General features: G+C 71.8%; 44 protein-coding genes. 4 read left to right on the top strand and 40 right to left on the bottom strand.

The genetic code is table 11. The features are described 5' to 3' along the window. Positions 1-54 precede the first annotated feature (54 nt). The 6 genes from A6A29_RS33900 to A6A29_RS33875 all read right to left on the bottom strand — a co-directional run bounded on the left by A6A29_RS33900 (position 55) and on the right by A6A29_RS33875 (position 4,122). A complete protein-coding gene (locus A6A29_RS33900) occupies positions 55-999 on the bottom strand; it encodes a hypothetical protein (protein ID WP_079183140.1) in 945 nt (314 codons plus the stop codon). Next, on the bottom strand, positions 996-1,664 hold the full coding sequence (locus A6A29_RS33895) for a hypothetical protein (protein WP_073726180.1): 669 nt from the start codon (positions 1,662-1,664) through the stop codon (positions 996-998). The genes A6A29_RS33900 and A6A29_RS33895 overlap by 4 nt, the downstream gene beginning before the upstream one ends. A gap of 21 nt (positions 1,665-1,685) precedes the next feature. After that, positions 1,686-2,045, bottom strand: a complete 360-nt coding sequence (locus A6A29_RS33890) for a hypothetical protein (protein ID WP_073726178.1) — start codon at positions 2,043-2,045, stop codon at positions 1,686-1,688. Positions 2,046-2,303: 258 nt separating this feature from the next. Then, positions 2,304-2,846: a hypothetical protein gene (locus A6A29_RS33885; protein ID WP_073726176.1), complete on the bottom strand. Its 543-nt coding sequence runs from the start codon at positions 2,844-2,846 to the stop codon at positions 2,304-2,306. A gap of 27 nt (positions 2,847-2,873) precedes the next feature. After that, complete coding sequence (locus A6A29_RS33880) at positions 2,874-3,440, bottom strand: hypothetical protein (protein WP_073726174.1); 567 nt, start codon at positions 3,438-3,440, stop codon at positions 2,874-2,876. A gap of 61 nt (positions 3,441-3,501) precedes the next feature. Then, complete coding sequence (locus tag A6A29_RS33875) at positions 3,502-4,122, bottom strand: hypothetical protein (RefSeq protein WP_073726172.1); 621 nt, start codon at positions 4,120-4,122, stop codon at positions 3,502-3,504. Positions 4,123-4,283: 161 nt separating this feature from the next. On the opposite strand from A6A29_RS33875, the gene A6A29_RS33870 reads away from it, so the two are divergent. Beyond that, positions 4,284-4,586 (top strand): hypothetical protein, encoded by a 303-nt coding sequence (locus tag A6A29_RS33870; protein WP_073726170.1) that lies wholly within the window; start codon positions 4,284-4,286, stop codon positions 4,584-4,586. A 32-nt stretch (positions 4,587-4,618) separates the two neighbouring features. Here the strand turns inward: A6A29_RS33870 and A6A29_RS47705 are convergent, their stop codons facing one another. The 11 genes from A6A29_RS47705 to A6A29_RS33825 form a co-directional block, all read right to left on the bottom strand. Next, positions 4,619-4,753, bottom strand: a complete 135-nt coding sequence (locus A6A29_RS47705) for a hypothetical protein (protein WP_274535852.1) — start codon at positions 4,751-4,753, stop codon at positions 4,619-4,621. Between the two features lie 94 nt (positions 4,754-4,847). Beyond that, entirely contained in the window at positions 4,848-5,087 is a 240-nt protein-coding gene (locus A6A29_RS33865; protein WP_073726168.1) for a hypothetical protein, read from the bottom strand. 121 nt (positions 5,088-5,208) lie between these two features. Next, entirely contained in the window at positions 5,209-6,438 is a 1,230-nt protein-coding gene (locus tag A6A29_RS33860) for a hypothetical protein (RefSeq protein WP_073726166.1), read from the bottom strand. Then, complete coding sequence (locus tag A6A29_RS33855; protein WP_073726164.1) at positions 6,435-6,938, bottom strand: hypothetical protein; 504 nt, start codon at positions 6,936-6,938, stop codon at positions 6,435-6,437. Before A6A29_RS33855 ends, A6A29_RS33860 begins: the two co-directional genes overlap by 4 nt. After that, positions 6,935-7,864, bottom strand: a complete 930-nt coding sequence (locus tag A6A29_RS33850) for a hypothetical protein (protein ID WP_073726162.1) — start codon at positions 7,862-7,864, stop codon at positions 6,935-6,937. The genes A6A29_RS33855 and A6A29_RS33850 overlap by 4 nt, the downstream gene beginning before the upstream one ends. Continuing rightward, on the bottom strand, positions 7,864-8,532 hold the full coding sequence (locus A6A29_RS33845) for a nuclease-related domain-containing protein (RefSeq protein WP_073726160.1): 669 nt from the start codon (positions 8,530-8,532) through the stop codon (positions 7,864-7,866). Before A6A29_RS33845 ends, A6A29_RS33850 begins: the two co-directional genes overlap by 1 nt. Next, positions 8,529-8,798, bottom strand: a complete 270-nt coding sequence (locus A6A29_RS33840; RefSeq protein ID WP_073726158.1) for a hypothetical protein — start codon at positions 8,796-8,798, stop codon at positions 8,529-8,531. Before A6A29_RS33840 ends, A6A29_RS33845 begins: the two co-directional genes overlap by 4 nt. Continuing rightward, positions 8,795-9,907, bottom strand: a complete 1,113-nt coding sequence (locus A6A29_RS33835; RefSeq protein WP_073726156.1) for a hypothetical protein — start codon at positions 9,905-9,907, stop codon at positions 8,795-8,797. Before A6A29_RS33835 ends, A6A29_RS33840 begins: the two co-directional genes overlap by 4 nt. A gap of 79 nt (positions 9,908-9,986) precedes the next feature. Then, positions 9,987-10,169, bottom strand: a complete 183-nt coding sequence (locus tag A6A29_RS33830; protein WP_073726154.1) for a hypothetical protein — start codon at positions 10,167-10,169, stop codon at positions 9,987-9,989. After that, positions 10,169-10,291: a hypothetical protein gene (locus A6A29_RS47700; RefSeq protein WP_274535851.1), complete on the bottom strand. Its 123-nt coding sequence runs from the start codon at positions 10,289-10,291 to the stop codon at positions 10,169-10,171. Before A6A29_RS47700 ends, A6A29_RS33830 begins: the two co-directional genes overlap by 1 nt. After that, a complete protein-coding gene (locus tag A6A29_RS33825) occupies positions 10,291-10,827 on the bottom strand; it encodes a hypothetical protein (protein ID WP_073726152.1) in 537 nt (178 codons plus the stop codon). The genes A6A29_RS47700 and A6A29_RS33825 overlap by 1 nt, the downstream gene beginning before the upstream one ends. A 196-nt stretch (positions 10,828-11,023) precedes the next feature. On the opposite strand from A6A29_RS33825, the gene A6A29_RS33820 reads away from it, so the two are divergent. From A6A29_RS33820 to A6A29_RS33810, 3 genes are all read left to right on the top strand, one after another. Continuing rightward, positions 11,024-11,371, top strand: coding sequence for a hypothetical protein (locus A6A29_RS33820; protein WP_073726150.1), 348 nt, complete (start codon positions 11,024-11,026; stop codon positions 11,369-11,371). Between the two features lie 188 nt (positions 11,372-11,559). Then, complete coding sequence (locus tag A6A29_RS33815) at positions 11,560-11,781, top strand: hypothetical protein (protein ID WP_073726148.1); 222 nt, start codon at positions 11,560-11,562, stop codon at positions 11,779-11,781. A gap of 142 nt (positions 11,782-11,923) precedes the next feature. Further along, positions 11,924-12,157, top strand: a complete 234-nt coding sequence (locus tag A6A29_RS33810; RefSeq protein WP_073726146.1) for a hypothetical protein — start codon at positions 11,924-11,926, stop codon at positions 12,155-12,157. A gap of 87 nt (positions 12,158-12,244) precedes the next feature. Here the strand turns inward: A6A29_RS33810 and A6A29_RS33805 are convergent, their stop codons facing one another. The 23 genes from A6A29_RS33805 to A6A29_RS33700 form a co-directional block, all read right to left on the bottom strand. Next, a complete protein-coding gene (locus tag A6A29_RS33805; RefSeq protein ID WP_073726143.1) occupies positions 12,245-12,844 on the bottom strand; it encodes a hypothetical protein in 600 nt (199 codons plus the stop codon). Continuing rightward, positions 12,834-13,211, bottom strand: coding sequence for a hypothetical protein (locus A6A29_RS33800; protein ID WP_073726141.1), 378 nt, complete (start codon positions 13,209-13,211; stop codon positions 12,834-12,836). The genes A6A29_RS33805 and A6A29_RS33800 overlap by 11 nt, the downstream gene beginning before the upstream one ends. Further along, the gene (locus A6A29_RS33795; RefSeq protein WP_241838754.1) at positions 13,208-14,050 is read right to left on the bottom strand and encodes a hypothetical protein; all 843 of its coding nucleotides are present in this window, start codon (positions 14,048-14,050) and stop codon (positions 13,208-13,210) included. Before A6A29_RS33795 ends, A6A29_RS33800 begins: the two co-directional genes overlap by 4 nt. After that, positions 14,047-14,568 (bottom strand): hypothetical protein, encoded by a 522-nt coding sequence (locus A6A29_RS33790; RefSeq protein WP_073726139.1) that lies wholly within the window; start codon positions 14,566-14,568, stop codon positions 14,047-14,049. The genes A6A29_RS33795 and A6A29_RS33790 overlap by 4 nt, the downstream gene beginning before the upstream one ends. Further along, positions 14,565-14,870, bottom strand: a complete 306-nt coding sequence (locus A6A29_RS33785) for a hypothetical protein (RefSeq protein WP_073726137.1) — start codon at positions 14,868-14,870, stop codon at positions 14,565-14,567. The genes A6A29_RS33790 and A6A29_RS33785 overlap by 4 nt, the downstream gene beginning before the upstream one ends. Positions 14,871-14,951: 81 nt before the next feature. After that, positions 14,952-15,356: a hypothetical protein gene (locus tag A6A29_RS33780; protein WP_073726135.1), complete on the bottom strand. Its 405-nt coding sequence runs from the start codon at positions 15,354-15,356 to the stop codon at positions 14,952-14,954. A 14-nt stretch (positions 15,357-15,370) separates the two neighbouring features. Then, positions 15,371-15,706 (bottom strand): hypothetical protein, encoded by a 336-nt coding sequence (locus A6A29_RS33775; protein ID WP_073726133.1) that lies wholly within the window; start codon positions 15,704-15,706, stop codon positions 15,371-15,373. Next, positions 15,703-15,939 carry a hypothetical protein gene (locus A6A29_RS45550; protein ID WP_073726131.1) on the bottom strand — a complete coding sequence of 79 codons (237 nt, stop codon included), beginning with the start codon at positions 15,937-15,939 and terminating at the stop codon, positions 15,703-15,705. The genes A6A29_RS33775 and A6A29_RS45550 overlap by 4 nt, the downstream gene beginning before the upstream one ends. Then, a complete protein-coding gene (locus tag A6A29_RS45545; RefSeq protein ID WP_073726129.1) occupies positions 15,936-16,388 on the bottom strand; it encodes a hypothetical protein in 453 nt (150 codons plus the stop codon). The genes A6A29_RS45550 and A6A29_RS45545 overlap by 4 nt, the downstream gene beginning before the upstream one ends. An 86-nt stretch (positions 16,389-16,474) precedes the next feature. Next, positions 16,475-16,693 carry a hypothetical protein gene (locus A6A29_RS33760; RefSeq protein WP_073726127.1) on the bottom strand — a complete coding sequence of 73 codons (219 nt, stop codon included), beginning with the start codon at positions 16,691-16,693 and terminating at the stop codon, positions 16,475-16,477. Beyond that, positions 16,690-16,920 (bottom strand): hypothetical protein, encoded by a 231-nt coding sequence (locus tag A6A29_RS33755; RefSeq protein ID WP_073726125.1) that lies wholly within the window; start codon positions 16,918-16,920, stop codon positions 16,690-16,692. Before A6A29_RS33755 ends, A6A29_RS33760 begins: the two co-directional genes overlap by 4 nt. Next, positions 16,917-17,129, bottom strand: a complete 213-nt coding sequence (locus tag A6A29_RS33750; protein ID WP_073726123.1) for a hypothetical protein — start codon at positions 17,127-17,129, stop codon at positions 16,917-16,919. Before A6A29_RS33750 ends, A6A29_RS33755 begins: the two co-directional genes overlap by 4 nt. Then, positions 17,126-17,503: a hypothetical protein gene (locus A6A29_RS33745; RefSeq protein ID WP_073726120.1), complete on the bottom strand. Its 378-nt coding sequence runs from the start codon at positions 17,501-17,503 to the stop codon at positions 17,126-17,128. Before A6A29_RS33745 ends, A6A29_RS33750 begins: the two co-directional genes overlap by 4 nt. Next, complete coding sequence (locus A6A29_RS45540) at positions 17,500-17,670, bottom strand: hypothetical protein (RefSeq protein ID WP_158074495.1); 171 nt, start codon at positions 17,668-17,670, stop codon at positions 17,500-17,502. Before A6A29_RS45540 ends, A6A29_RS33745 begins: the two co-directional genes overlap by 4 nt. Before the next feature lie 4 nt (positions 17,671-17,674). Beyond that, positions 17,675-18,154 carry a DUF6011 domain-containing protein gene (locus A6A29_RS33740; RefSeq protein ID WP_073726118.1) on the bottom strand — a complete coding sequence of 160 codons (480 nt, stop codon included), beginning with the start codon at positions 18,152-18,154 and terminating at the stop codon, positions 17,675-17,677. Continuing rightward, a complete protein-coding gene (locus A6A29_RS33735) occupies positions 18,154-18,489 on the bottom strand; it encodes a hypothetical protein (protein ID WP_073726116.1) in 336 nt (111 codons plus the stop codon). The genes A6A29_RS33740 and A6A29_RS33735 overlap by 1 nt, the downstream gene beginning before the upstream one ends. 115 nt (positions 18,490-18,604) lie before the next feature. Continuing rightward, complete coding sequence (locus tag A6A29_RS33730) at positions 18,605-19,450, bottom strand: DNA adenine methylase (protein WP_073726114.1); 846 nt, start codon at positions 19,448-19,450, stop codon at positions 18,605-18,607. Next, positions 19,447-19,932 (bottom strand): hypothetical protein, encoded by a 486-nt coding sequence (locus A6A29_RS33725; protein ID WP_073726112.1) that lies wholly within the window; start codon positions 19,930-19,932, stop codon positions 19,447-19,449. Before A6A29_RS33725 ends, A6A29_RS33730 begins: the two co-directional genes overlap by 4 nt. Further along, positions 19,929-20,198 carry a hypothetical protein gene (locus A6A29_RS46020; RefSeq protein WP_073726110.1) on the bottom strand — a complete coding sequence of 90 codons (270 nt, stop codon included), beginning with the start codon at positions 20,196-20,198 and terminating at the stop codon, positions 19,929-19,931. Before A6A29_RS46020 ends, A6A29_RS33725 begins: the two co-directional genes overlap by 4 nt. 61 nt (positions 20,199-20,259) lie before the next feature. Further along, a complete protein-coding gene (locus A6A29_RS33715) occupies positions 20,260-20,679 on the bottom strand; it encodes a hypothetical protein (RefSeq protein ID WP_073726108.1) in 420 nt (139 codons plus the stop codon). Continuing rightward, entirely contained in the window at positions 20,676-20,888 is a 213-nt protein-coding gene (locus A6A29_RS33710; RefSeq protein ID WP_073726106.1) for a hypothetical protein, read from the bottom strand. The genes A6A29_RS33715 and A6A29_RS33710 overlap by 4 nt, the downstream gene beginning before the upstream one ends. A 1-nt stretch (position 20,889) precedes the next feature. Further along, positions 20,890-21,336 (bottom strand): hypothetical protein, encoded by a 447-nt coding sequence (locus A6A29_RS33705; RefSeq protein ID WP_073726104.1) that lies wholly within the window; start codon positions 21,334-21,336, stop codon positions 20,890-20,892. Then, positions 21,333-22,118 (bottom strand): hypothetical protein, encoded by a 786-nt coding sequence (locus tag A6A29_RS33700; RefSeq protein WP_073726102.1) that lies wholly within the window; start codon positions 22,116-22,118, stop codon positions 21,333-21,335. The genes A6A29_RS33705 and A6A29_RS33700 overlap by 4 nt, the downstream gene beginning before the upstream one ends. Between the last annotated feature and the right edge of the window lie 525 nt (positions 22,119-22,643).

Here is a 22,643-nt window from a genome sequence, read left to right as displayed (position 1 = left end):
TTGCAGGTGGGCGCGTGTCCGGACACTGTCCGGTCTGTGTCCGGACACCGGGGGTCAGAGGTCGGCGAGGAGCGCTGTCGCGTTGTCCGCGTACGGGTCGTCCGGGGTGGCTGCGGCCGAGGTCTCGACCGCGAGGTCCACGAACTCCTGGAGCGCGGCGGCCCTCGGGTCGTCGTCGAGCTCGGCGTACAGGTCGTGCGCGGCCTCCAGATGCGGCAGGTACGCGCCGTCGGAGGCGAGGAGCAGTCGGCACGGCTTCCCGTCGAGGGGGACGGTCACCGTCTCGATCGCCGGGTGGCCATGCGATGCCTGCCGTGCCTCGTCGTCGGCCACGGACCCCAGGTACGAGGTGATCCCGTCGCGGCTGCCTCCGCCAGGGTGGATCAGGCTCGGGGGGTAGACCCGGTGAAGGTTGTGGTCGTCGGTGAGCCGCCGGACGATGCCCCGGGTGAGGAGGTAGGCCCGGGAGTCGCCGCACCAGGCGACCGTCATCGGGCGGCCGGGGGCGGTGACGGCGACGACCGCCGCAGCTCCTGGCATGTAGCGCCTGCGGTGCCGGTCCTGGCGGTCGGGGGTGGCGGCGTAGCCCTCGTAGACGTGGCGGAGACCGGCCTCCGCGTTGCCCCGGCGGGACGCGGCGCGGGCGAGGCGGCGGGCCGCGGTGCGGGTCCAGTCCCTCACGGTTTCGGTGTCGCCGATCCCGTCGAGGAGGACGAAGGCTCGGGCGCCGTCGGGGGCGGTGTGGACGGCGGTGGTGTCGCACTGGACGGTGCGGTGGCCGAGGGCCTGGGCGGTGGCCCAGTTCCGGCGGGGGCGGGCCTTCTTGCTGGCCCGCTCGGCCGCGCGCAGGGCTCCGGCGCGCGTCCTGTAGTCCCCGCCGACGCGCCAGCCGCCGACGAAGACCTGGTAGAGAGGAGCGCCGCCCGAGGCCGGGGCGGGGTACTCGCGCAGGGTGGCGCCAGGGACGGGGAAGGTGTCGACGCGCTCGGTCTCGGTCATGCGGATACCTCCGTGGTGGTGGGCTTGGTGTCGGCGATGAGCTGCCAGATGTCGCCGGCCGTGATGTCGAGAGGGACGGTGAGCTCGGCGATGACCCGGCCGCCGACGAACACGGCGAGGGTGCCCGGCTGGTGCTCCCCGGTCCGTCGTCCGTCGGCGGTGCGGAAGGTGGCCGTGGGCTGGGCGGTGCGCCCGTGGTGGATGTCGTCGACCAGGCGGTCGCGGTCGCGGTACAGGCGGATCAGGGCGACGAACGCCGCGGTGGCGACCTCGTCGTCCTGGTCGTCGAGGCGCGGGATCAGGTCGAGGAGCTGGGCGCGCTGCCAGCGCTGGCGGCGGGCGTGATCCTGCTGCCGGGAGGCCAACGTCCCCAAGTGGGGGGTGATCCCGGTGACGGGCGCGGTGATGTGGTCGATGACCGCCATGTCCACCCTGGTGTCCACGTCGAGGCTCTGTCGGGCCAGGAGGAGGGTGCGGTCGGCGGCCCGGCTGGGTCCGCCGGTGACGGCGCTCGCGGTGAGGGCGTTGCCCGCGCCGAGGAGGTGACGGGCAGCCGCGCGGAGGGCGCGGCCCTCGCGGTGGCCTCGGGGGTACGCCTGGGCGGTGGTCGAGAGGACGGTGGCAAGGCGCTGGGCGCGTACGGCGGCCTTCACGTGGTGGTTCATGGTGGTCCTGTCGGTGGGGGGTCAGGCGGCGGAGGCGAGGAGCAGCGCGGCCGCGCCGTGGTAGCAGAGGTGGAGCGCGCGGAGCCCGGCCGGGCAGTTGCACTGGCCGGTGGCCGCGGTGCGGTAGACCTCGCTGCCGTCCTCGGAGACGGCAAGGAAGATCCGGCTCTCGCGGAGAGGAACAAGGCCGCCGAACTCCAGGAGTTCGACGGCCTTGGCGACCTGTTCCGGCTTGTATGCGGGCGGAGGGCTGAGCCGCGCGGTCCGGCGGACCATCCGCCTGCACTTCGGGCCGAGCCCGTCCGGCGAGGGCTTACGGAGGATCCGGCGGCACTTGAGGCACCTGGTGGGGTGGTGGGTGGTGGTGTCCGGTGCGCTCATGTCCGGGCCCTTCGGGGGTGGTGAGTGGGTACACCCCCATCATTTCCTTAACTCACTTTGGTTAACCATGTTTCCTTGATTGATTAAGTAAAGAATGGGCAAAGTGACGCATTGTCTGCCCACCCCCGGATCAGGCCTCGCACCGGCCGCCAGGCGCCTCCACCTGGAAGGTCGTGGAAGCTTCTGGACGGTTCTGGACAGCAGGAAGCCCCGCTCTCCACGGGGGAGAGCGGGGCCTGGCTGTGCGCCGGGAGCGGTCTAGTCGGTCGAGGGCGGCGCCTCAACCGTGGCCGAGGTGTCCTCGGGCGGGCGCACACAGGTGTCATGCCGGTCGCAGTTGCAGCACCCGCAGGCCACGCACATCTGCCCGGCCTCCAGACCACAGGCGCCGCAGCCGCCGGACTCGTCCAGCTCGGCGTCGTCGAGCGCGGTCGTCAGATCGACCAGGGCCGCACGGTCGAAGCGCGGGCGGGGCCTGCACGAGCCGTCGCAGGTGGCGGGGTTGCCGAGGAGTGCGATGTCCTCGCCTTCGTGGCCCTCGCAGTCGTACTCGGTCCCGGCGATCGGGTCGACCGTGACGGTGAAGTCGAGGACCTGCAAGGTGCCGGTGCCCTCGGTGTCGGCGCGCGAGCGGAGGTCGCCGACCTCGTAGATCATCTCCCTGTCGTATCCGCCCTCGGATGTGATCGGGCTGCCCTGGGCGCGGGCGACGCCCCAGACGGCGTCTCGCAGCTCGCCGGGGGTCCCGCAGAAGAAGCGCCGTTCGTCGAGGTGCGGGTGGGCAAGGGTGACTGCGTACATGCTGCTGCTCCTAGGTCGTGGTGCTGGTCAGGCGGGGACGGCGCGCTCGACGGTCACCAGGTCCCATGCCGCGTACTGGACGTGGATGCCGGTGTGCCACGGGGCGCGGTAGGTGGCCTGCCGGTCCTCGGCGGTGACGCCGTGGACTTCGGCCCACCACTGCGGGGTGTCGGAGGTCGAGACGGCGGTGCGCAGGACGGTCAGCCGGGCACCGTGCTGGTGGAGGATGTCGCCCTGGATGACGCCGAGGCGGGGGATCTCGATGGTGACCCGGGGGGCACCGGCGGTCAGTTCGTCGAAGGCGTCGGGGTCGGCCTGGGCGAGGTAGCGCAGGGCGTCACCGAGTTCGTCGGCGGCCTGGCCGATGTCGCCGCCGACTCGGATCGCGTGGGCGGCCCGGCGGGCGGCCTGGCGGGCCTCGGTGATGCGGGAGGTGTCGACCGGCTCGCATCGGTCGGCCCGGTTGGCGCTGCCGCCGTCGAGGTGGAGCCAGAGGTGCCCGTCGTCGCTGCGGGTGGTGTCCAGGACGGTCTTCGCCGAGCCGTCGGGAAGCAGGACGCGGGTGCCGGTGGCGGGCGGACTCAGAGTGTCCATGCGCTTCTCCTGGTGGGAGGAGGGGCGGGCCGGTCAGCCCGCCCCGGTGGGGCGGACGGGGTCAGGGGCGGGTGACGCCGTATTCCTCGTCGATCCGCTTGAGGTCTTCGGCGATCCGGCGGGCGTAGGCGTCGACGGCCTCGGCGGCGATCGGGTCATGGGCCGCGAGGTAAGACATGGCGACCGTCAGCCGGTGAAGGGCCATCTGCCACTCAGGGTCGTCCGCGTTGGGGTCGGTGCGGACACGCTCGGCCGAGATGTTGGCCAGCTTGCGCATGGACCGGATGCGGTCCTGGGTGCCCTCGTCGCGGAGGAGGAAGCCTCGGATGCGGGCCTCACCCTCGGCGACGACCACGCTGTCCACATATTCGCCGTCCGCGTACTCGCGGCCCGGCTCGGAGAGGTGATCGAAGGGCCCGCACTCCTCGGTGAGCGCGGCCTCGAAGACGACGACGACGAAGCCGACGACCTTCTCGGAGTCGACCACGAACACGCTGCCGTCGGTCAGCTCGTCGCGGGCGACGGCCTGGCGGACGGCCTCGGTGCTGTCGAAGGTGCGGACCTGGATGGCGGCCCGACGGGCGTCGACGTCGGCGACGAGGTTGCCGAAGCCGAGCGCAGCCGCGCTCTGGGGGGTGGAGTCGGCCAGGCGCTCGGTGTAGGTGCGGGTGGGGAGGCTCATGGGGTGCCCTTCAGGGTGGGGTGGTGAGTGGTTACACCTCCATCCTTTCCTGAATGCGTTAAGCAAAACCAAGTTTCCTTAGAAAGTTCAGGAAAGTTTGCTCACCTTGACCCACCTTCCTTATCGGGTTTACCTGAACCGACTTGTGGAACACTCGCGGCATGAGCCGAACCGGACCCCGCGACCTGTACGCCAACTACGAGCCGAGCCCCAAGATGCTCGCCGCCATCAAGGCGTGGGAGGACGTCGTCAAGGAGGAGGAGCGGCTGCGCCACGCCGCCCGCAAGGCCGTTGCCGAGGAGCTCCGCACGGCGACCGTCGAGCGCGACGGCGTCGAGCACCCCATCTCGCACGCGGCCATCGCGAAACACCTGCCGTGGACCGAGCCGACGGTCCTCACCATCGCCCGCGAGTACAAGGTGCCCGGGGTGCGGCAGCGCAAGAAGAAGCCCGGCGACGCCTGAACGGCGAGGCCGGGCTGCCGCGCCCGGTGAGGTCAGCTCCGCCGCATCCGGTCGCCGGACTTCGCCTCGATCCGGGCGATCTCCACCTTCGCTCGGGCAATGGTCGCGATGACTGCGACCCCGCATCCCCCGAGCAGTACCCACACGAACGCGGTCGTTCCTGCCATGACGCCACCCTCCGGTCGAGCACTCTGGGCGGGGAGCGTACCCCCTCGGAGCGACGAAGGCCCCCGCATCATGCGGGGGCCTTCTGCGTACCGGTCAGAGCTTCGCGAGCACGACGATGATCACCAGGAGGATCGCCCCGACCATGATCCAGCGTTCGGTGGAGTCGGCGTCCGCCCACCCGGTCGGGTGGAGGACGATCCGATCGCCCTGATGGGGCATGTGCCCGCCGTGGACCTGGTCGCGGTGGTACTCCTGCGCGGCAAGCGCGTCGGCGTGGCTGGTGGGGGGCGAGCTGGAGTCGCACCGATCGCAGCGGTGGCTGTAGGTCGCCATGTCCGGCTCCCTCCCCTGATCTTCGTCACGGCCGTGGTGCTCCTCTACGTGTACGGGGTGCGGGGGCCCGGCGGGGCTGGTTTTGCGAATCCGCCCCGGAAGGGTGCCGCTACAGGGGCCGCTACGAGGTCGCTACGGCTGTAGCGGAACTCGCTACATCGCAGGTCAGAGCTGCTGCTACGGCTGTAGCTACAGGATCGCGGCCGGTCCGGGCCAGGAGGTCGGAGAGGGGCCCGATGACGCGCTCCAGGTCCTCTCGATAGACCCCGCTGGTGGTCCCCTTGGGGCCCCCTGGGGTGGCCCATTTGGGGGCCCGGACGGAGTCCTTCACTGCGACCCCCTGGGCGAGAAGGAAGGGGCGCAGTTGCCCAGGCTTCTCAATGGTGGTGGATCCGTTCGCCCGGAGGGCCTTCACGACGGCGTTGAGGTGGACGCCTTTCTCATTGCCGGTGAGGACCGCGCAGAGCAGTACGAGCGGGTGGATCTCGGCGGGCTCCTCGGCCTCCTCCTCGGCCTCCTCCTGGTGGTGGTCGCCGACGTCCTCTTCCTCGACCTCTTCGGGGAGGGCCCCGGCCCGCCATGTGGCGATGCCCCACAGGAGGACGACCGGCCACATCAGTGCCGGGTGGATCGCGGAGGCGGTCAGGGCGAGCACCAGCAGGGCCACCAAGACGGGCGCGAAGGCCGCTCCGACTAGGAGGACCACGCCGAGTGCCGCCCAGACCTGATCGAGAGTGAAGGCGGCGAGAGCTGTTCCCAGGAGCAAACTAGCGCGGGGGGAGGAGTCGTACAGGACTACCGCGACGGGCAGCAGCACGGCGACTGGAAGCGGGGTTTCTTCGATGAACGGGCCGGTGAAGTAGGCGACGAGGAGGAAGGCGAGGAGGACCACGCCGAGCCGCAGGAGGGTGTCCCACCCGCCGTCGCCCTCGGTCACCCACCTGCCGACGGCGCGGGTCGCCCGGCGGGGGCCGGGGCGGAGTGGATGCCTCTCGTCCTCCGCCTCCGCCTCCGCCTCCTTCTCGTTGGCGGAAGCCTTCTGGCCCTTCGCGGAGGTCTTCCGGCCCTTCGCGGAGATCCTCTTCGAAGCCTTCTTCCCGGCCTTCTTCTTCGTCTCCTTGTCCGTCTTGGCCCCGCTGGTCTCGGGCTCGGCGCCGGCCTCGGCCTCACTGTCGGGGTCCTCGGGCCCGGCGGGCTTCTCGGGCTTCTCGGGCTGACGGGATTTCGGGTTGGTCGGCAGCCGGTACGCGGCGGCGGTCTCCATGAGTGCCTGGTGACCGCGGTGGAGACGGTGCGCGCCGGTGTGCAGGCTGCGGTGGGCCAGGTCGAGGAGGTGTGCGGTCTTGCTCATCCCAGGTTCTCCACGAACGAGACGGACTCGGCGCCGATCCCGTTGTAGAGCGGGATCAGGGTGGAATTCACGAGCCCGCCGAACCCGGCGGTGTACGTGAGACACACCCCGCAGATCACCCCGCCGATCTGGCGGATCCGCTCCTTCTTTCCGGCCTCGCGGATGCAGACCCAGGAGAGGACGCCGACGGCCAGGACCACGAGGCCGCCGTCCATCGTGAGGCCCCGGGGGGCGCCGGAGGCGAGCGCGCGGTCTCCGGTGCCGGTGGCCCACGGGGCGACGACCGAGGCCGCGTTGGTGGTGCCTGCGATCCAGGTAGCGACGACGCCGAGGGCGCCGCCGACGCACATGGCGAGGGACGAGCCGGAGATCATGCCGCCGATGCCCGACAGAAGGACCTTGGGGTCTTTCCCGCCCTTGATGAACGTCCTGACATGCAGGATGAAGAGGACGAGGACGATCGCGAGGGTGCTGACGTTGATGGCGGTTGCGGGGTTCACTGGGTGGCTCCGGTGAGGGCGGGGACGACAGTCGTCCAGGTCAGTGCGCACAGGGCAAGGGTCATGGCGAGGAAGAGGGCACGGGCGACCAGCGCCAGGGGCTGGCGGATGGTGCGGGCTCGCTGGTCCAGGCCCCAGGTGACGAGGACTGCGAGGAGGCCGGCGCACACGGAGAGGCTGAGCAGCTGCACGATGAACACGACGACCAGGGCGGCACCGAGGATGGCGCACGTCTTCCAGGTGGGGCGGACCATCAGGGCAGCGATGGCGGCGCTGATGGTGATTCCGGCGAGCGCGTCGGGGTTGACCGACATCGTGTCGAGGGTGATGTACGCGCCCTGGGTGAAGCCGACCAGCAGCCCGGCGATGATGGCCAGCGCGTTGTAGCCCAAGACGTCGAGCCAGCGGCGCCCGCCGAGCCTGGGCGGAAGTCGCCATTCCCCGACGGCCGTCGCGATCACGCGCGCCGGGGAGGGTGCGGGAGCGAGCGGGGCGTCGGCAGGGTCCGGGGGATCGCCGTCGCTGTCGTCGTCGGAGGTGGGCTCGACGCCGCTGCTGCCCGCGGGAGGAGCGTCGAGCGGGGCGAGCAGGCTCAGGAGGCGGTCGAGTTCGTCCAGCGCCTCCTTCCGCTCGGCGACGGGCTCGGGCTCCGGGCCCGTCGCCGGGGTGGGTGCGGGGGACGGCTTTGGCTGGAGCGTTTCCGGGAGGTCGCGCGGCTGCCAGCCCCCGCGGCGGATGGTCCGTTTCCGGTCGGACTCCGGGCGGGGGGCCGTGATCTCTTCCCAGGTGTCGCCCTTGGCCGCCGCGGGGGCCGGAGCGGGGGCGGGGGTCGGGTCCGGCGCCGGGGCGGCCCCCTGGTCGGCGACCTCGGAGAGCAGCGCGTCGATGTCCGCGAGCAGAGCATCCGCGTCACGCGTCCCGGCCATCAGCCCTTACCCCCGTACGACGGCAGGAGCCGCTTCGCGCGGGCCGCGACGGCGGCCTGCGACAGGCGGTGGCCCGGGTGGCGGGAGGTGACCCGGAGGCGGGCGGTCGCGAAGTCCGCGGGGACGATCCGGATGTTGCCGACCGACAGCGAGACCTGGTTCATCGGCGCCCCGTGCATCACGACGACGGGGAAGACAGGGATGCCCAGGACGTTCGCGACGGTGCAGGACTCGTAGCGCAGCCCGTCGAGGCGGTCGTCGACGTCGATCTGGCCATGCCACAGGCGGCCGCTTTTCGTGTAGACGAAGAAGCGGCTCGACCACAGCTTCGAGTCGAGGATGAAGACCTTCCCCGAGGGCGAGATCACCAGGTGGTCGACGTTGGCCTTTCCGTAGGGGAGCGCCCGGTCGTGGAGGACGATCCAGCCCTGGCTGGTGAGGGAACGCAGGAGGACAGCGGTCGCCTGCTCCCCTGCAGCTCCGGCGTCGAGACGGGTAGCGCGGCTACCGGCCTTGGTCTCGATGCCGACCAGGTCGGCGAGGCGCACCAGCGGAGTGCGGAGGCGGCGGGCCTCAGCGGCGGCCGAAGAGCCCGCGCCGGGCCGCTGCTGGCCCTGGAAATACCAGGCGACAGCGGCGGCTACGGCGAGAACGACGAACAGAGTCACGGGTCTTCCAGTTCTGGGGGGTCGTCTGAGAGGCGGTCCCGGTCGTCCGCGGTGTCGGCGAGGTCCTGCTCGGCGTGGGCGATGACGTCGCCGAGGTCCACCTCGGCGGGGACGTCGGCCTGGAGAGCTGCGAGGTCCTGCTCGCCCTGGGCGATGACGTCGCCAAGGTCCACCTCGGCGGGGACGTCGGCCTGGAGAGCTGCGAGGTCCTGCTCGCCCTGGGCGATGACGTCGGAGACATTGGGGTCCGGGGCGCAGTCCGTCATGACGCCCTCCGGTTCGGGTCGATGCGCAGAGCGCTGCGGCGAACGGTGTCGGAGAGGTTTTGCTTGGCGGGGTGGCCGGCTGCGAGCACGGCGGCAAGGAGTGCCGCGTCCGTGACTTTGGCGTCGGCCGCGATTCCCTTCCGGCAGATCGCGGCGATGCCCGGGCGGGTGATCTGAGCGACCGGCTCGACGGCTGGCTCCTCCTGCTGCTCGTCGACCTCGTCGCGAGGCGCGCCCGGCGGAACCGGAGGGGCTGAAGGGACTGAACTTTCGGGTTGAGAGCGCGGGGCGACCGGAGCGGGCGTGGCCGGGGGAACGGGCGGCTCGGGAGGGATGACCACTGCGGTTGCGGTTGCAGGTGCAGGGGCAGGGGCAGGCACCGGAGCGGGCTCGGCCGCAGCCTGGGGAAGCTGGCGCGCAGCCTCGGCGCGGCCGAGGATCGCGTCGGCGGCCTGGAACTCCGCGCCGCCCACGGCCCTCTGGTACGCGGCGCGCCGATTGAGACGACGGACCCGGCCCGCGAGGAGGGCACGCCCGGCAAGCTTCTGCTCCTGCTCGTCGACCCAGTGCGCGACACCCGCGTCGAGCGGGACCGCGTACTCACGAAGCAGCAGCCACCACGAGCCCTTCGCAACCAGGTCGACGAACCCGCCGAACACCCCAGCCCACGAATGGTTCAAGGTGTTCCCATACGTCGCGATGGCACCCATGCTCAGGAACAGGAAGAACCAACCGGCGATCTTCGCGGGACGGGCCCGGTCAGGGGCGGTCCGGTTCAGCCACTCGATCGCCAGGCAGAACATCCACGCCACGGCGAACACGCTGCCCATGCCGTACGCGATGACGGTCGGGACGAGCGGGCCGAGGAGCCCGCCCAGGCTGGCCGTGCCGCCGATCACCGCGATGGCGGTGAAGGACACCGCGATGCCGGTGACACCGCGCAGGATCAGCTCGTCCCACTCTCGCGGGGGGACCGGCTCCCACCCCTCGTACTCCTCGTTCCGGGTCGAGGGGATGCCGTCGATCACGGTCGTCACCGGGCGACTCCGGGTGACCTTCCGGTACTTCACGCCTTCGATGCGGGGCTGCTGCTCCGGGGCCTGGTCCATGAACTTTCCTGTCTGGTGGACATGCGCAGACCAAGCCCGCCCCCCGGAGGGAGGAGGGCGAGCCCGGTCCTGCCTGGGGTTACGTCCAGCCGAAGCGGCGGCGCGGCTCGGTGCCCGCCTTGTCGCCGTCCCGGTTGACGCGGATCTTGTGGTTGGCGCGGCGCAGCCGGGCTGCGCGGGCACTCGCGGACTCCCGGCCCGCGTACGCCGTCTCCGCCAGCTGGCGGTCGTTCCGGCCGTTGAGCCATCCGAAGGCGCTCATCAGTTGCCACCCCCGCGCGCACGGTCCTTCTCGGTCTGCGCCCGACGGTCCGCCTGGGCGCGCCGCAGGATCTCGGCGGCCGAAGCGCCGTGGTCCTCCTCCGGGTGCGTCGTCCCATCCATCAGACCGACGCCCCCTCGGCCGAGCCGGAGGTGATGCCGAGACTGGAGAGCCCGAGGTCCACCCAACTCCCGCAGACGCCGCACACCCACTGCGTGCCCTGACGGCCCATCGGCCGCCCGCAGCACGTCAGCGAGCCGTACGGCTCCACCTCGACCGCAGCAGCCTGCGGGCTGCGCTGCCCGGGGATACCGGGGATGCGAGGGATTGCCGGGTCGTTGTCGCCGTCGGGCCAGTCGTGGCCGGCCGCCACCACGGTGGCCCGGACGTGGAACACGGCCTCGCCCCGGGTGATCCCGCCGAACATGTGCGGCATCGCTGCGAGGGCGGCCTCCGCGAGGAGGGCGCTGCTGCCGTCGAGGCGACGGCCGACGAAGTTGTACGCCTCCGCGCCCACGCACACCAGCAGGTCAGTGCACTCAAGGGCATCGGTCGGGCGGACGGAACGAAAGTGCTCGGCGACCGCGACGAGAACCGCCGCGGTGGGCTCGTCGAGGGACATGGCCCCCGCCAAGTTCTGATCAGTAGTCTTGGGCATGCGTCAGCTCCTGTTAGAGGCAGGTGTCTGTCGCGGCCCCGGCCGGTGTTTGAGACGCCCCGACCGGGGCCGGCTTGTAGGTACGAGATCAGCGAGAGCGGACCTCGCGGAAGACACGTTAGACCCCGGGTCTAGACTCGCGCAAGACCCGGGGTCTAATCTGTTCCGTGTCCGCTCCCCAGGAGGGACTTACGGAGTGACGGAACAGCTACCGGAGGAGGTCAGGCGGCTCGTGGATGCTGTTGAGGCGTTGATCGCCATCGAGGACGACGCCGAGTGCGCCGAAGCGATCAGCGCGGCCTTGAAGTACTGGGGGGATAGCAGCCCGAAGCTGCGAGAGGCCAGGCAGGAGCGCGTCAAGAAGCTCAAGGGCAAGGGAAGGACCTGGCAGGAGCTCGGGGACTTGATGGGGGTGCACTTCACCCGCGCCCAGCAGATCGGCAGCGGCATCAGCGGTGCTGCCCGCCAAAGGAAGAAGGCGCAGCAGGACGCTGCCGCGAAGGCTGCCATCGAGGAGTCCACCGAAGGGCAACCCGGGAAGTGATGGCCGGGTCTGCGTGACGAGCCCGCCGCACGGGTGCAGCACGACGGCCCCCTTTCCGTGCTCGCGGAGGGGGTCGTCAGGGTGTCCGGGCGCTGTCCGCGCCGCTCAGGGGCTTGTCCGCTGCCCGCCGGACTCGCGTCCGGACAGCTCCGGATGCGGTGTATCCCCTCGTCCCGCAGCGTGGAGGCATGGCCGCTCTCCGTGTGATCGTGTCCCCGCCGAGCCCATCGGGCGGGCGTCGGGTCCGGGTCGATGGGACGATCCTCGGCCTGGCCCACGGCCTCCGCGACCTGGTCGAGTTCCTGCGCCGTGCAGGTCTGGAGGGCGTGGACGAGGCGGAGGTCGCACGGTTGCCGATCATCGAGTGGCGGGGCGGCGGCCCGGACGTGTGGGCTGGGCCGGAGACCTGAGCCAGGCGTGGTGGGGCGGCCGGTGGGCTTTTGCCGAAAGCCGACCCTTCTGGGTGACGGGGGCCCGTTCCGTGCCGCGGCGGGGGGCCTGGCGCTTACCGTGCGCGGGCACCCGCCGCTCGCACAGAGGACTCGACGCGTCATGACGACAGCACCCGACCAGCAGCCCGCCGCCCAGGGGGCCGGGCAGCCGAACATCACCATCAACGTGGCGTCCTCGGCGTCGGCGTCGGCCGTCGCGGGCGGGTTCGGAAGGGCGGGGCGCAGGCGCCAGTCCTTCTGGGTTCACCTGTGGCTGTTCTTGTTCACGGCGGGGCTCGGGAACATCGCGTACGCGATGTACATCAGCCGGTGGAACCGCCGCCGGGGCTGGTGACCACCTTCGGGCCGGTACGTCGGCGGCCCTCTCTCCGTGTCGTACGGAGAGGGGGCCGTTGTCGTGTCCGGACGGTGTCCGGGCTGTTCAGGGGCGTGTTCCGGTCGGTGTCCGGGGGTATCCGGGGAGGTTGGTCGGCATCTGTGGGGGCGGTTCGGTGTCGGTGGTCGTCAGGATCATGTTCACGCCCGGGTTGATGTCGAGGGGGTGCTCCTCGGGGGAGAGGCGCGGCCAGGGGGTGGACTCGTGGGCGGCGAGGGCTTCGCCGACGGTGTGCGTGGCGTGTCCGGGTGGACCTGGGTCGATGAGGTTGTGGTCGGGGCAGTCGAGGTGCCGCCAGACCGGGATGAGCAGGTATCGCCAGCTGGTGGAGCGGGACCACATCTCGACGGCGTAGACCCTCAGGGGGCGCTTCTGGAGCGCCTGGGCGAGGGCGTTCACAGTGTCCGTTACGTCGTGGTCGAGGGCGGTGGTGAATCCGACCAGGGGAGGGAGGAACCGGTCGACCGCTCCGAGAGTGCCGAGGGGCGGCAGCCACGTGCGGTGCTGGTAGACGAGGATGATCGGGTCCTCGAACCGGTACGTGGTCGTCTGGTCGCGGTCGGGGAGCCCTTCGTTGGCGTACGGGGTAATCCTGACGGCGTCGCACGGTGTGAAGATCGGCGGACTCACGTCGTCATCCCGCACGTTGCGGCTCCCTGCGGCGGGCGCGCGGCGGCGGGCCGTACGGGCTGGCCCACGCCGGGCGGTCGCGGCGGTTCTTCACGGGCTGGTGGGCCGGCGGGAGTTGCAGGGAGCTGAGCAGCTCGCGAATCGCGGTGCAGGCGGCCTCGACCGCGGGTGCCATGGCGGCGGCGAACTCTCTGATCGGGGCGGCGACCTCTTCGACGAGGGCGTTCACCTCCTCGGCGGCGAGATGGATGTGCGGGCCGGTGTCGCCGCGCCGCCGCTGGAGGACGGCGAGGAGCGCTTCGTCCGGGGTCAAGCCTCGGTTGCGGACGAGGCGGGAGGACAGCACGGGGGCGGCCTGGGCGCTGGCCTGCTCGGGGGTCATGGTGTCCTCGCGGTGGGGAAGTCTGCGGCCTTGAGCTTGGCCATGCGGCCATCGGGGTGATGCCAGACGATGCCCTCGTAGCGGCGGGCGTGAAGCCATTGGTGGAGGCTGATGCAGCCGCGGGGCGAGGTGGCGAGGTCTTTGCGGATGTTGAACGGGGCCCAGCCGTGGGCTAACAGGATGTGCGCCTGGTAGTCGTCCGGGTTCCGCCCCACGAGGGGGCCGACCAGCTCGTAGGTGCTGGCCCGGTTGCAGGGGGTGTTGGCGAGTGCCTCGGTGAGGACATCCCGCCAGCGGGACCGGTCGGCGGGCTGCCACCCGTAGGTGATGCCGGTGGCCGGGTCGGTGTCGGCGGCGACGTAGCCGGCTGGCGCCTGGCCGCCAGGGCGGACCGTGCGGCGCACCCACCAGTGCCCTCGGTCGTCGAGGCGCGTGCACATGCCGTTCCACATCCGGGTGGGGGTGCCCTCGCCGTCGATGACCCACTCGCAGCCGGGGGTGACGACCGGGGCGACGTACGGGGTCGTGGTGTCGCGGACGAACAAGGTCGGAATGCGCATGGGCCCAGGAGCGTGGGGGCGGGCGGCGGCCTTGGCCCGTTCGATGGTGCCGAAGGCGTCGGCGATGGCCGCGCCGAGGAGGCGCCGGGGGACGCGGGCCCGGTACTCGACGCGGACACTGTCCGGACTGTCCTCGCCCGGGTTGTCCGGACGCGTCCGGGCGGTGTCCGCGCTGGTCGGGGCAGGTGCGTGCTCCTGCCGGGGTGCGGGCGTCCGGGTTGTCCTCAGGTTGTCCCGGACAGTGTCCGGACACGTGGGGGCACTGTCCGGGCCGGTCACGTGAGCGCCTCCCGGGCCATGGCCGCGGCGGGCGGCGGGCCTGTGTCGGGACCCACCGTGAAGTACCTGCCGTCGACCGGGGGGCGGGTGTCTCCCCGCTGGAGGGACAGCCGGACGACCGGCGGCGCGTCGTCGACCAGGCTCTCGTCCATGTTGACCAGCTCGGCGTAGAGCACGGCGGTCTGACTCCAGTCGACTCGCGGCACGGTCACCTTGTGCCACGTGGTGCCGTCGGTGGTGGTGAACCAGCCGTCGAGGCGGCAGGGGCCGAGCGCGAAGACCTTCCGCAAGGTGTCGAGCGCGGGGCCGAGCGGGCTCTCCCCCGCGTCGTCGAAGCCGGGCGGGTGCGTGTCGATGCTCAGCGTGGCGACGCCCGGCGGGGCGTCGGGGTCGTCTTGGCTGCGGAGCCCGATTGTGAGGGACAGGCCGTGCCCGGCGTCGAAGTGCTGCGGGGCGCTTCCGTCGACGGGGGCGAGGTGGAGGGCCGTGAGCGGGGCGTGGTGGATGACGTCGGTCATGCCTCACCCCCGGCTGCCGCGAGGCCTGTGGTCGACGGGTGGGCGTCGGCGGGGATGAGCGGCTTCTCGTGGAGCGGAGCAAACAGGGCCTCGTCCCATGTGAAGTCGCACCGGGCGCAGGCCCGTTCCAGGCGCTCGGGGAGCGGCCCGGTGCGGGGTCGGCCGTTGTGCTCCTCCAGGCACCAGCTGGCAGGCCGGTACCTCGTGAACGCCTCCGTATACGAGCACTTCACGCATTCGACGTCGTCGCCGGAGAACGGTGGGAGAGCGGCGGCCTGGTCGGGCGCGGGCGCCTGGGTCATGAGCGGGGTCCCTTCGCGTTGGGGGTGCGGGCACCGCGCGCGGCCGGGACCTGCGCGCGGTGCCGGGGGATGGTAGGCGGTTCAGGCCCGCCCCGCTGAGACCCTGCGCAGGTGTTCGATCTCGTCGCGGCAGTTCAGGGTTCGACACCCTTCGTCGAGGTAGCAGCCGTGGGCGCAGCGCGGCCGGTTGTACTCGGGTTCCTGGTCCAGGCAGGGCGCTCGGCGGGCGCCGGTGGGGCGCTTGTGCCACCCGGTGGGCTCGTCCTGGCGTTCGGGGTCCCAGGCGGCAACGGACGCCGCGACGGCCGGGTGGTCGCGCGGGTAGCACCACCCGAAGTCATAGAACCCGGCGGCCTCCCCTGCGGGGACGGCGATCAGGCGGAGATTCCAGCCCTGTTCGATGACGAGATAGCGGTGGGTGGCGTCGGCGGCCAGCTCCAGGCCCTGCCAGTGCTCGTCGTAGGGCGGTGGGGTGCGCAGCTCCATGGTGGTCCTTTCGGTCAGGGGAGGGCGCGACCGGTGCGCAGGACCCGGAGGATCTGCGCGGTGACCGTCGCCGGGTCGCCGGCCGGGTAGGCGAGGAGCTGGGCCGTGCGCCCACCGGCCGGGGCGAAGGGGTGGGCGGTCCCCCAGTGCCATTCGGGGTGGGGGCCGGTCCACAGCACGTACAGGTCCTCTCCCTTAGCGACCTGTTCGGGGAGGCCGCGGGCGCGGTCGTCGAGCGGGACCACGATCTGGTTCGTGCCGGTCTCGGCGGCCCAGCCGTAGCCGCCAAGCGCGACGACGACGGAGTGGGTGAGTGCGGCCGGGAGGTCCGCCCGGGTGTAGGCCCTCATCGGTCGGCCCGGCCGGGGAGCGGCAGCCCGTGCCGGACCGCCGTGACGGTCCGGACGAGGAGGACAGCGTGGGCGACTTCCCGCCGGATCGCGACGAGCATGACGGCCGCCGCACCGAACGGAACGGCGCTGTTAAGGACTTGGTCCTGTTCGACGGCGACAGCGCCCGCGTAGACGGCGAAGCAGTACGCCACGGCGTACACGGTGAACATGAAGACGCGTACAGGGGTCACGGGGCGCTCCGCTCGGTCCGGGGGCGGTTCTGCTGGTGGACGATGTGCTCGGCAGCAGCGACGGCGAACGCGAACACCGCGATGATCGAGTCCGTCAGGACGTCGTCCCCGCCGGTGGTGCGCGGCGCTCGGTCGGCTGCCCGGAATAGGGCGGTGGCCTCGGCCTGGTCGCCGCTGACCCACGCGGCGATGAACCGGGCGGCGAACTGGAGGTTGGGGAGTCCGGCGAGCCCGGCCGGGTCGTCGACCTCGACCTGGTAGCGGCATCCCGGGCCGTTCACGGAGGTGGCTGGCTGCAACGTGGTCTCCGCGAGGAGGCCGAGCAGCTCGTACGTCGAGGCGGGCCCGGCGGCGACGCCCGGCTCCAGCAGCTTGAGGCCGCCGGGCTGGTCACCGGCGACGCCTCGGGCGAGGGCGGTGAGGACGAGGTCCTGGGCGGGCGTTGGCATCGGTCGCGATGTCCTTCCGGTCGTACGGTGCGATTCGGGGGTGCGCTCCCCGCCCCCGGGTCCAGCGGGGGCAGGGAGCACGGTTGTCAGTCGAGTCCGGCCGGGCGCTCGGCGCCGCAGCCGCAGGTACCAGTGGTGAGGAAGTGGTTCTCCTTGCAGGGGTGGCAGCGCCACATGAACCCGGCCCGCAGGCAGACGCGGGCAAGGGCGGCGCGCTCTTGAGCGGTCGCGGTCTCGGCGAGGAGGACCACGGTGGCCGCGGTACGGGTCTCCGCGTCCAGCAGGGGCGTGACCGTGGTGCTCACGTCGGCTCCGTTCGGGTGTGGAGGATGCGGGCTGGCTCGGCTGCGAAGGTGGACCGGTGGGCGTGGGCTGGGCAGAAGTCGCCGCGGACGCCGCCGCGGACGTCCCAGCCCTGGTGGGCGGCGTAGACGTACGCGGCGGCCTCGTCGTCGGTGCCGGTCGGGAGGAACCGGGCGCAGGTGCTCGTGGGCCCGGAGCGGTCGCAGTGGATCGTCAGGGACAGGGTCACGAGGCGTCACCGGCCCGGCCCGGGTCCGCGGGGGCGTCGGCCTGCTCGCGGAGCATGGCGGCCATCCGCCGGGTCGCGGCTCCCTCGACCTCGGTGTCCCGATCCAGCTCGCCGTACTCGGTGCGGATCTCCTCGTCCATCTCGTCCTGGAGTCGGGTAATCGCGTCGGCCGCCTCAAGGAAGTGGGCGCGCCTGGTGGGGGCGGTCATGCGTTGCGGTCCGCTTCGGCGTCGGCGCGCATCCGGCGGGCCTCGTCGACGCCGGGCCAGTTGTCGAGGCCAGCCCGCTCCAGCCAGCCGAGCCACGAGGCGCGCTCCTCCAGGTGGGCGCGGTCGACGGTGGGGTCGAGCTGGCCGGTCGAGGCGAGGCACGCAGCGATGACGACCTGGTCCGGGGTGGCCCGGCTGAACGTGGTCGAGGAGCCGTCGAGCAGGTCGAGTGCACAGCCCCCGGCCTCGGTGAGAACGTCCCAGCAGATGCCCGACTCGTGCTTCAGCAGCGGGAAATGGTGGCGGTCCTCGCGGCACCAGCCGGCGTCTTTGAGTTCTGCGATGACGGCGGCGCGGGGCTCGGTGGTGCTCATGGGGTGATCTCCAGTTCTGCGAGCGGCAGCCCGCGGTCGATGTAGTCGAGGAGTGCGCGGAGCCGGGCCGCGGCCTGGTTGTCCCGGATGGGAGGGTGGGACCGGCCGGTCCCCTCTCGGTTGCGACGAGAGGGGACCGTGCCGGTGCGTGCACTGCGGGTGGTCACGGGGTCAGGTCTTCGTGTTCGGCGTCAGGTGCTCGGCGTGCGCGCGGGCGACCTCGGGTGTGTAGTAGCGGGCGAGGACGTCGGCGCTCAGGTGCTTGCGGCACTCGGGGCCGATGCCGTACGCCTTCGACAGGGCGTCGTGGAGGACCCGGGCGCACTGGCAGCAGCGGGTGTTCCACTCGGTGAAGCGGTGTCCTGCGGCGGTCGGGTCCGCGGTGAGCGCCGCGACGACGTCGGTGAGGTAGACGCGGCGGGTCTCGGACCAGGCGGCGACGAACCGGTCCCGGGCGACCATGTCGGTGGGGACGTCCGCGCGGCGGGGCACGGGCGGCCCCCACCACGCCTTCGCCGGCCACGGCTTGAGGGCGTCGACCTTCGCGGTGATCGCGCGCCGCCAGTACGTCATCGTGGCCGGGTCCTGCGGGTCGAGGACCGCGTAATAGCCCTTGTCGATGGGGCCCAGGTCAGGCCAGGTGCCGGTCATCAGGCGGTCGCCGGGGTGGTGGGCAGCGTCCCTGCGGCAATCATGCGGGCCAGCAGCTCCGGAGTGATCTCCTCGCCGCCGTTCGAGCCGTGCAGGGCAAGCCAGCACGGGGTGTCGCCGGTCATCGTGTACTCGCCGCCCTTGTAGCCGGTGAACGTCTCGCCGCGCGCCGACCAGGCGTCACCGAGCATCGCTCCGACGGAGACGCCCTCCGTGGGCTCGAAGGCCAGCTCGTCGAAGAAGCCGCGGTAGCTGTGCGGGGCGGTGAAGCCGCGCGGGAGGACGAGCGCCTGGTTAGGGGCGCACAGGGCGTCGATCAGGTGGTCGAGGGTCATCGGCTTCCCTTCGGGGTGTGGGTGCAGGTGGGGCAGTGGTCGAGGAGGCGGCCCGAGGCCGCGGGGGTGGTGGTCCATCCGTCCTTGCGGCCGTCGGCGCGGACCTGCCGGGCGGTCACAGCGTCAGCTCTGGATCGAAGAGGCCGGGTCGGCTCGTCAACGAGCGGTTGGACCAGAGCACTTCGGTGCGGCCTCGGGATGCCCTGGCGTTGCCTGTCGCGGCCTTCTGCTCAACGCGGTGCCACCCGGCGTACAGCTCGTCGTACAGCGGGCTGTCGTAGCCGGAAAGCAAGACCGATGCCTTGCAGGCGGTGAGCGCGGATGCCAGCTCTCGGTGCGAGCCCTCGCTGCGCATCTCGTGCCGGTAGTTGGCCCACGCGCGGGTGGAGCCGAGGTACGGCGGGTCGACGTACAGCAGGACGTCGGGGGCCTTTCCGTACTTCGCGATCAGGTCGAGGGCGGGCAGGGACTCCAGAGAGACGTGGTGAAGGCGCTCGGCTGCGGCAGCGAGCCGATCAACGTAGGCGGCCATGTAGCCGGGCATCCCGGTGGCGGACCCGGCGGGGTCGATGTAGTGCCGCCACCCGGTCGTCCGCAACGTCCCGGTGCGGCCCTGCGCGAGGCGGCACCAGACGCGGCGGGCCAGCTCCAGCTCGTCCCCCGGGTCGGCAGGCTCGTACGCGGCCGCGAGTTCGGTCCGGCTGTGCGGGGTGAGCGCACAGGCCCGGATGAGGTCGGACGGGCGGTCGCGCAGAACCCTCCAGAACGTCATGAGGTCGCCGTCCAGGTCGTTCACGGTCTCCATCACAGACGGAGCCTTGGCGAGGAGGACGGACAGGCCACCGCAGTAGGGCTCTACGTAGTGCCGGTGAGAGGGCAGCAGCGATGTGATCCACGGGGCGGCACTGTTCTTGGCACCGAAGTACGGGACGGGGCTGCGGCGGGCCGCGGTGGCGGTCATGATGTCGGCTCCTCGGTGAGGGCGGCTCGGCACCCGGAGCACAAGGGCAGCCGGGCGGCCTCGTCGTCGGGCATCGGGTTGGTGGCCTTGAGGCCTGACGTGCAGAGGGTTCGACCGGCGTCGTCGTGGGCGTGCTTCCATATCCGGTTCACCGAGCGGGCGTTGAAGACGTACGTGCGGCCGGTGCAGAACGCGCACTGGTCGCTGCCGGGCGGGTAGTGGTGCAGTTGTGGGACGGCCCGGTCACCTCGCAGGTTCTGCGGGCAGAGATCCGGGGCCGGCTGCTCCGGGTCGGCGGGGACGGGCCAGGTTCCGGCGGCGACCTGGTCCAGGCGGTGGTCCAGTAGCTCCTCCAGCCACGCGATCCGGAAGTCGCATCGGCTGCGCTCCTCTCGCTCGGCCTGGAGCAGGGTCCGGATGCTTGCGAGGGAGGCGTGCTCGGCGACGGCCGGCCGCTGCTTGTCGTCGAGGCGGCGGCTCACCGCGGGGTGTCCTCGGCGGGCGGCTCGATCGTCTCGGCGGTGATCCACGTCTCCAGGGCCGTCAGGTAGTTGGCCTGGGCGGTGTCCGCCGCGGTGCGGAGCTGCATGAGGTGCGGGGCGTACTCGGCGATATCGTCGAGGAGCCACGGGTGCATGAGCCTGGCCAGGGTCTCCACGGACCGCTTTTCGCGGCCGTGCCCTGGGGTGAGGCAGAGCCGCAGGAAGGCGCGCAGCTCGTCGCGTGTCTGGTAGCTCGGGGTCGTCAACGGGGTTCCTCTCGGCTGGGGTTGGGGCGGCCCGGCGGGTGGTGCCGGGCCGCCGAGGGGGTCAGTCCTCGCAGGGCCACGTGATGTCGCCGGCGTCGTGGTCCTCGCCGGGGCCGTGGCCCTCGTCGAGCTCGCAGAACCGCTCGCTGCCGACGCTGTTGTGGTTCATCGCGTCGCAGCGGGCGGGCGGGGTGTTCGTCCCGGTGTGGACGACCCACGCGTAACCCGGGTCGAGGCGGCGGGACTCGGCGGCGGCCCGGATGCGGGCCCGCCGGCGGGCCATCATGCGGGCGAAGACCTGGCCCGGGGTCGGCTGCGCCCAGGGGTGCCAGCCGACGGCGGCGCTCACGCGGCCACGGTGCTGCCGATAGGAGATGCCGCACCAGCGACAGCCCCAGGACTCGGGCGGGATGCCGTCGGGCCAGCGGAAGGGCCCCCGGCGCAGGCCGGTGACGGGGTCGCGGGTCACGAGGTACGTCATCGCAGGCTCCCTGTCCACGTGGCCAGCTCTTCGGCGACGGTGCCGAGTTCGGCGACCAGGTCGTCACGGTCACCGAGGACGTCGACCAATGCCTTCTCGCAGCGGGCGAGCAGCGGGGCGACGTCGTCAGGCGGAGCCGCCCGGTGCGTGACGAGGTCGGCGACCAAGTCGCGGATCTCGGTGAGGCGGGCGCGTGCAAGCGCGGGCATTTCAGTGGTCTCCTTCGGTGTGCGGTACGTGCGGTACGGGCGGGTTGCTGTACCGCTGCTCGGTGGTGGCGGTGCGGCCTCGCAGGTACATCGCGCGGGCGACGGCCTGCGGGCCGTAGGTCTGGATCGCCGCTTCCTCGCCGTGCTCATCGAGGAGCTGGAGCACGGTGACCGGTTCGACGCCTTCGGGGATCGGGCGGGCCGGCCGCCGCTGGGAGGACCCGCAGAACAGGCAGCCGTTTGCGGCGGTCGGGTCGTGCGGGCTGCTCGGGTGCCGGGTGCACCGGTTCGCCCGGCGGGCGGCGCGGGCACCGGCGACCGCCGTGCGGGCCCGCTCGATCTCGGCCGCCAGCTCGGTAAGGGTCTGGTCGTCGACGCCGTGCCGGTCGACGTATCCGCACAGGGCCCGCAGCGACGATCCGATCGCGGGCAAGAAGTCGGGGTTCATGCGCTATTCACCGCCTTTTGTTCGGTGTGCGCCTGTGTGCGGCGCCGTGAGTCGTTCTGGGGCTCCTGGGGGGTGCCGGGGGAGTCGCTGGGCATGGGGATCAAGAACGCCCCCTGGACGGGCCTCGGCGGGGTCGTCGGCCCCGGTTCGGGGCTAGGCCGGGGGTGCTTGGTCCGCCAGCCGGTCATGTGCTGGTGCACCCGGTGATCGAGAAGCACCCCGTACATGCCGGTCTCGGCGAGGATCTGCCGGACGCGGCGGTCTTCTGCGGTTTCCACGCTGGTCCAGGCGGCGACGGCAGCCTGGGCGGCGCTGACCGTCCTGTTCGCCTCGATCTCGGCTTCCCACCGGGCGGCGGCTTCCGCGGCGGCCTTGGCTGCCCGGCGGCGCTCGGCGGCCCGCCGCTCGCAGACCTGGCACCGGTCGCCGCCGATGATCCAGCCGTCCTCGCACCCCGCGTCGAGGCAGTCCTGGCCGAGGATCGCAGCGGCAAGCCACGAGTTCCGGTTCTTGATCCGGTCGCAGCCGTCAGGGGCGTCGGGCGAGTGCCGTGGGGCGTCGCATCCGGAAGCTGTACACCGGGCGCAGCCGCGGTAGTCGGCGGCCGACCGCTCGTCGGCCTTCTCTCCGAACCACCTCCGGTTGACCCTGGCGACGACCTGCTCCGGCGTCCGGGCCGGGATGCCCTTGCCGCCGGTCAGCAGGTCCTCGATGGCCCGGCGCAGGCCGGGGTAGAGCTGCGTGCCGGGGCGGGCTACCTCGGCCGGGATCGCGGCCCGCACCAGGTCGAACCCGGGCGACTGCTTGCGGGGCCGGGTCTTCGCCGTCGCCGGTCGAGGGGACCTCTTGCGCTGGGTGGGGAGGGAGTTCGGTTCTGACGCGGCGGAGCCGCCATCGGCCTGGCCGCGTTCGACAGCCGCGCCGTCCTGGATATCCGCAGGGTCGAAGCCACCTGCACTTTTGCCTACGGCGTCAGGCCCACACGCCTTCTTCTCTTCTCCCGTTTTCTTAACTGACCGTTTTCTATTAGGCGTACCAGCGTGTGGTACGTCGGGCTCACCTGCGGTTTCATCCAACTCCGCAGGTGAGCCCGACGTGCCACACGGCGGTACGTCGGCGCGACCTGCGGAGATACCCGTCTGTGCAGGTGAGCCCGACGTACCAGCGTGTGGCACGTCGGCGTGACCTGCGGGAATGTCACGGACCGTCAGAACCGTGCCGTGCTGCCCGTCCTCCAGTGCGGCATGCTCCGACGCCATGTAGCCGAACGCCTTCAGCTCAGCAAAGGCGGCCCGGAACGCTCGCCG

Source organism: Streptomyces sp. TSRI0281, assembly GCF_001905125.1.
Classification (GTDB): Bacteria; Actinomycetota; Actinomycetes; order Streptomycetales; family Streptomycetaceae; genus Streptomyces.
Note: the sequence above shows the minus strand (reverse complement) of the source record. Positions and strands in the feature narration are given on the sequence as shown.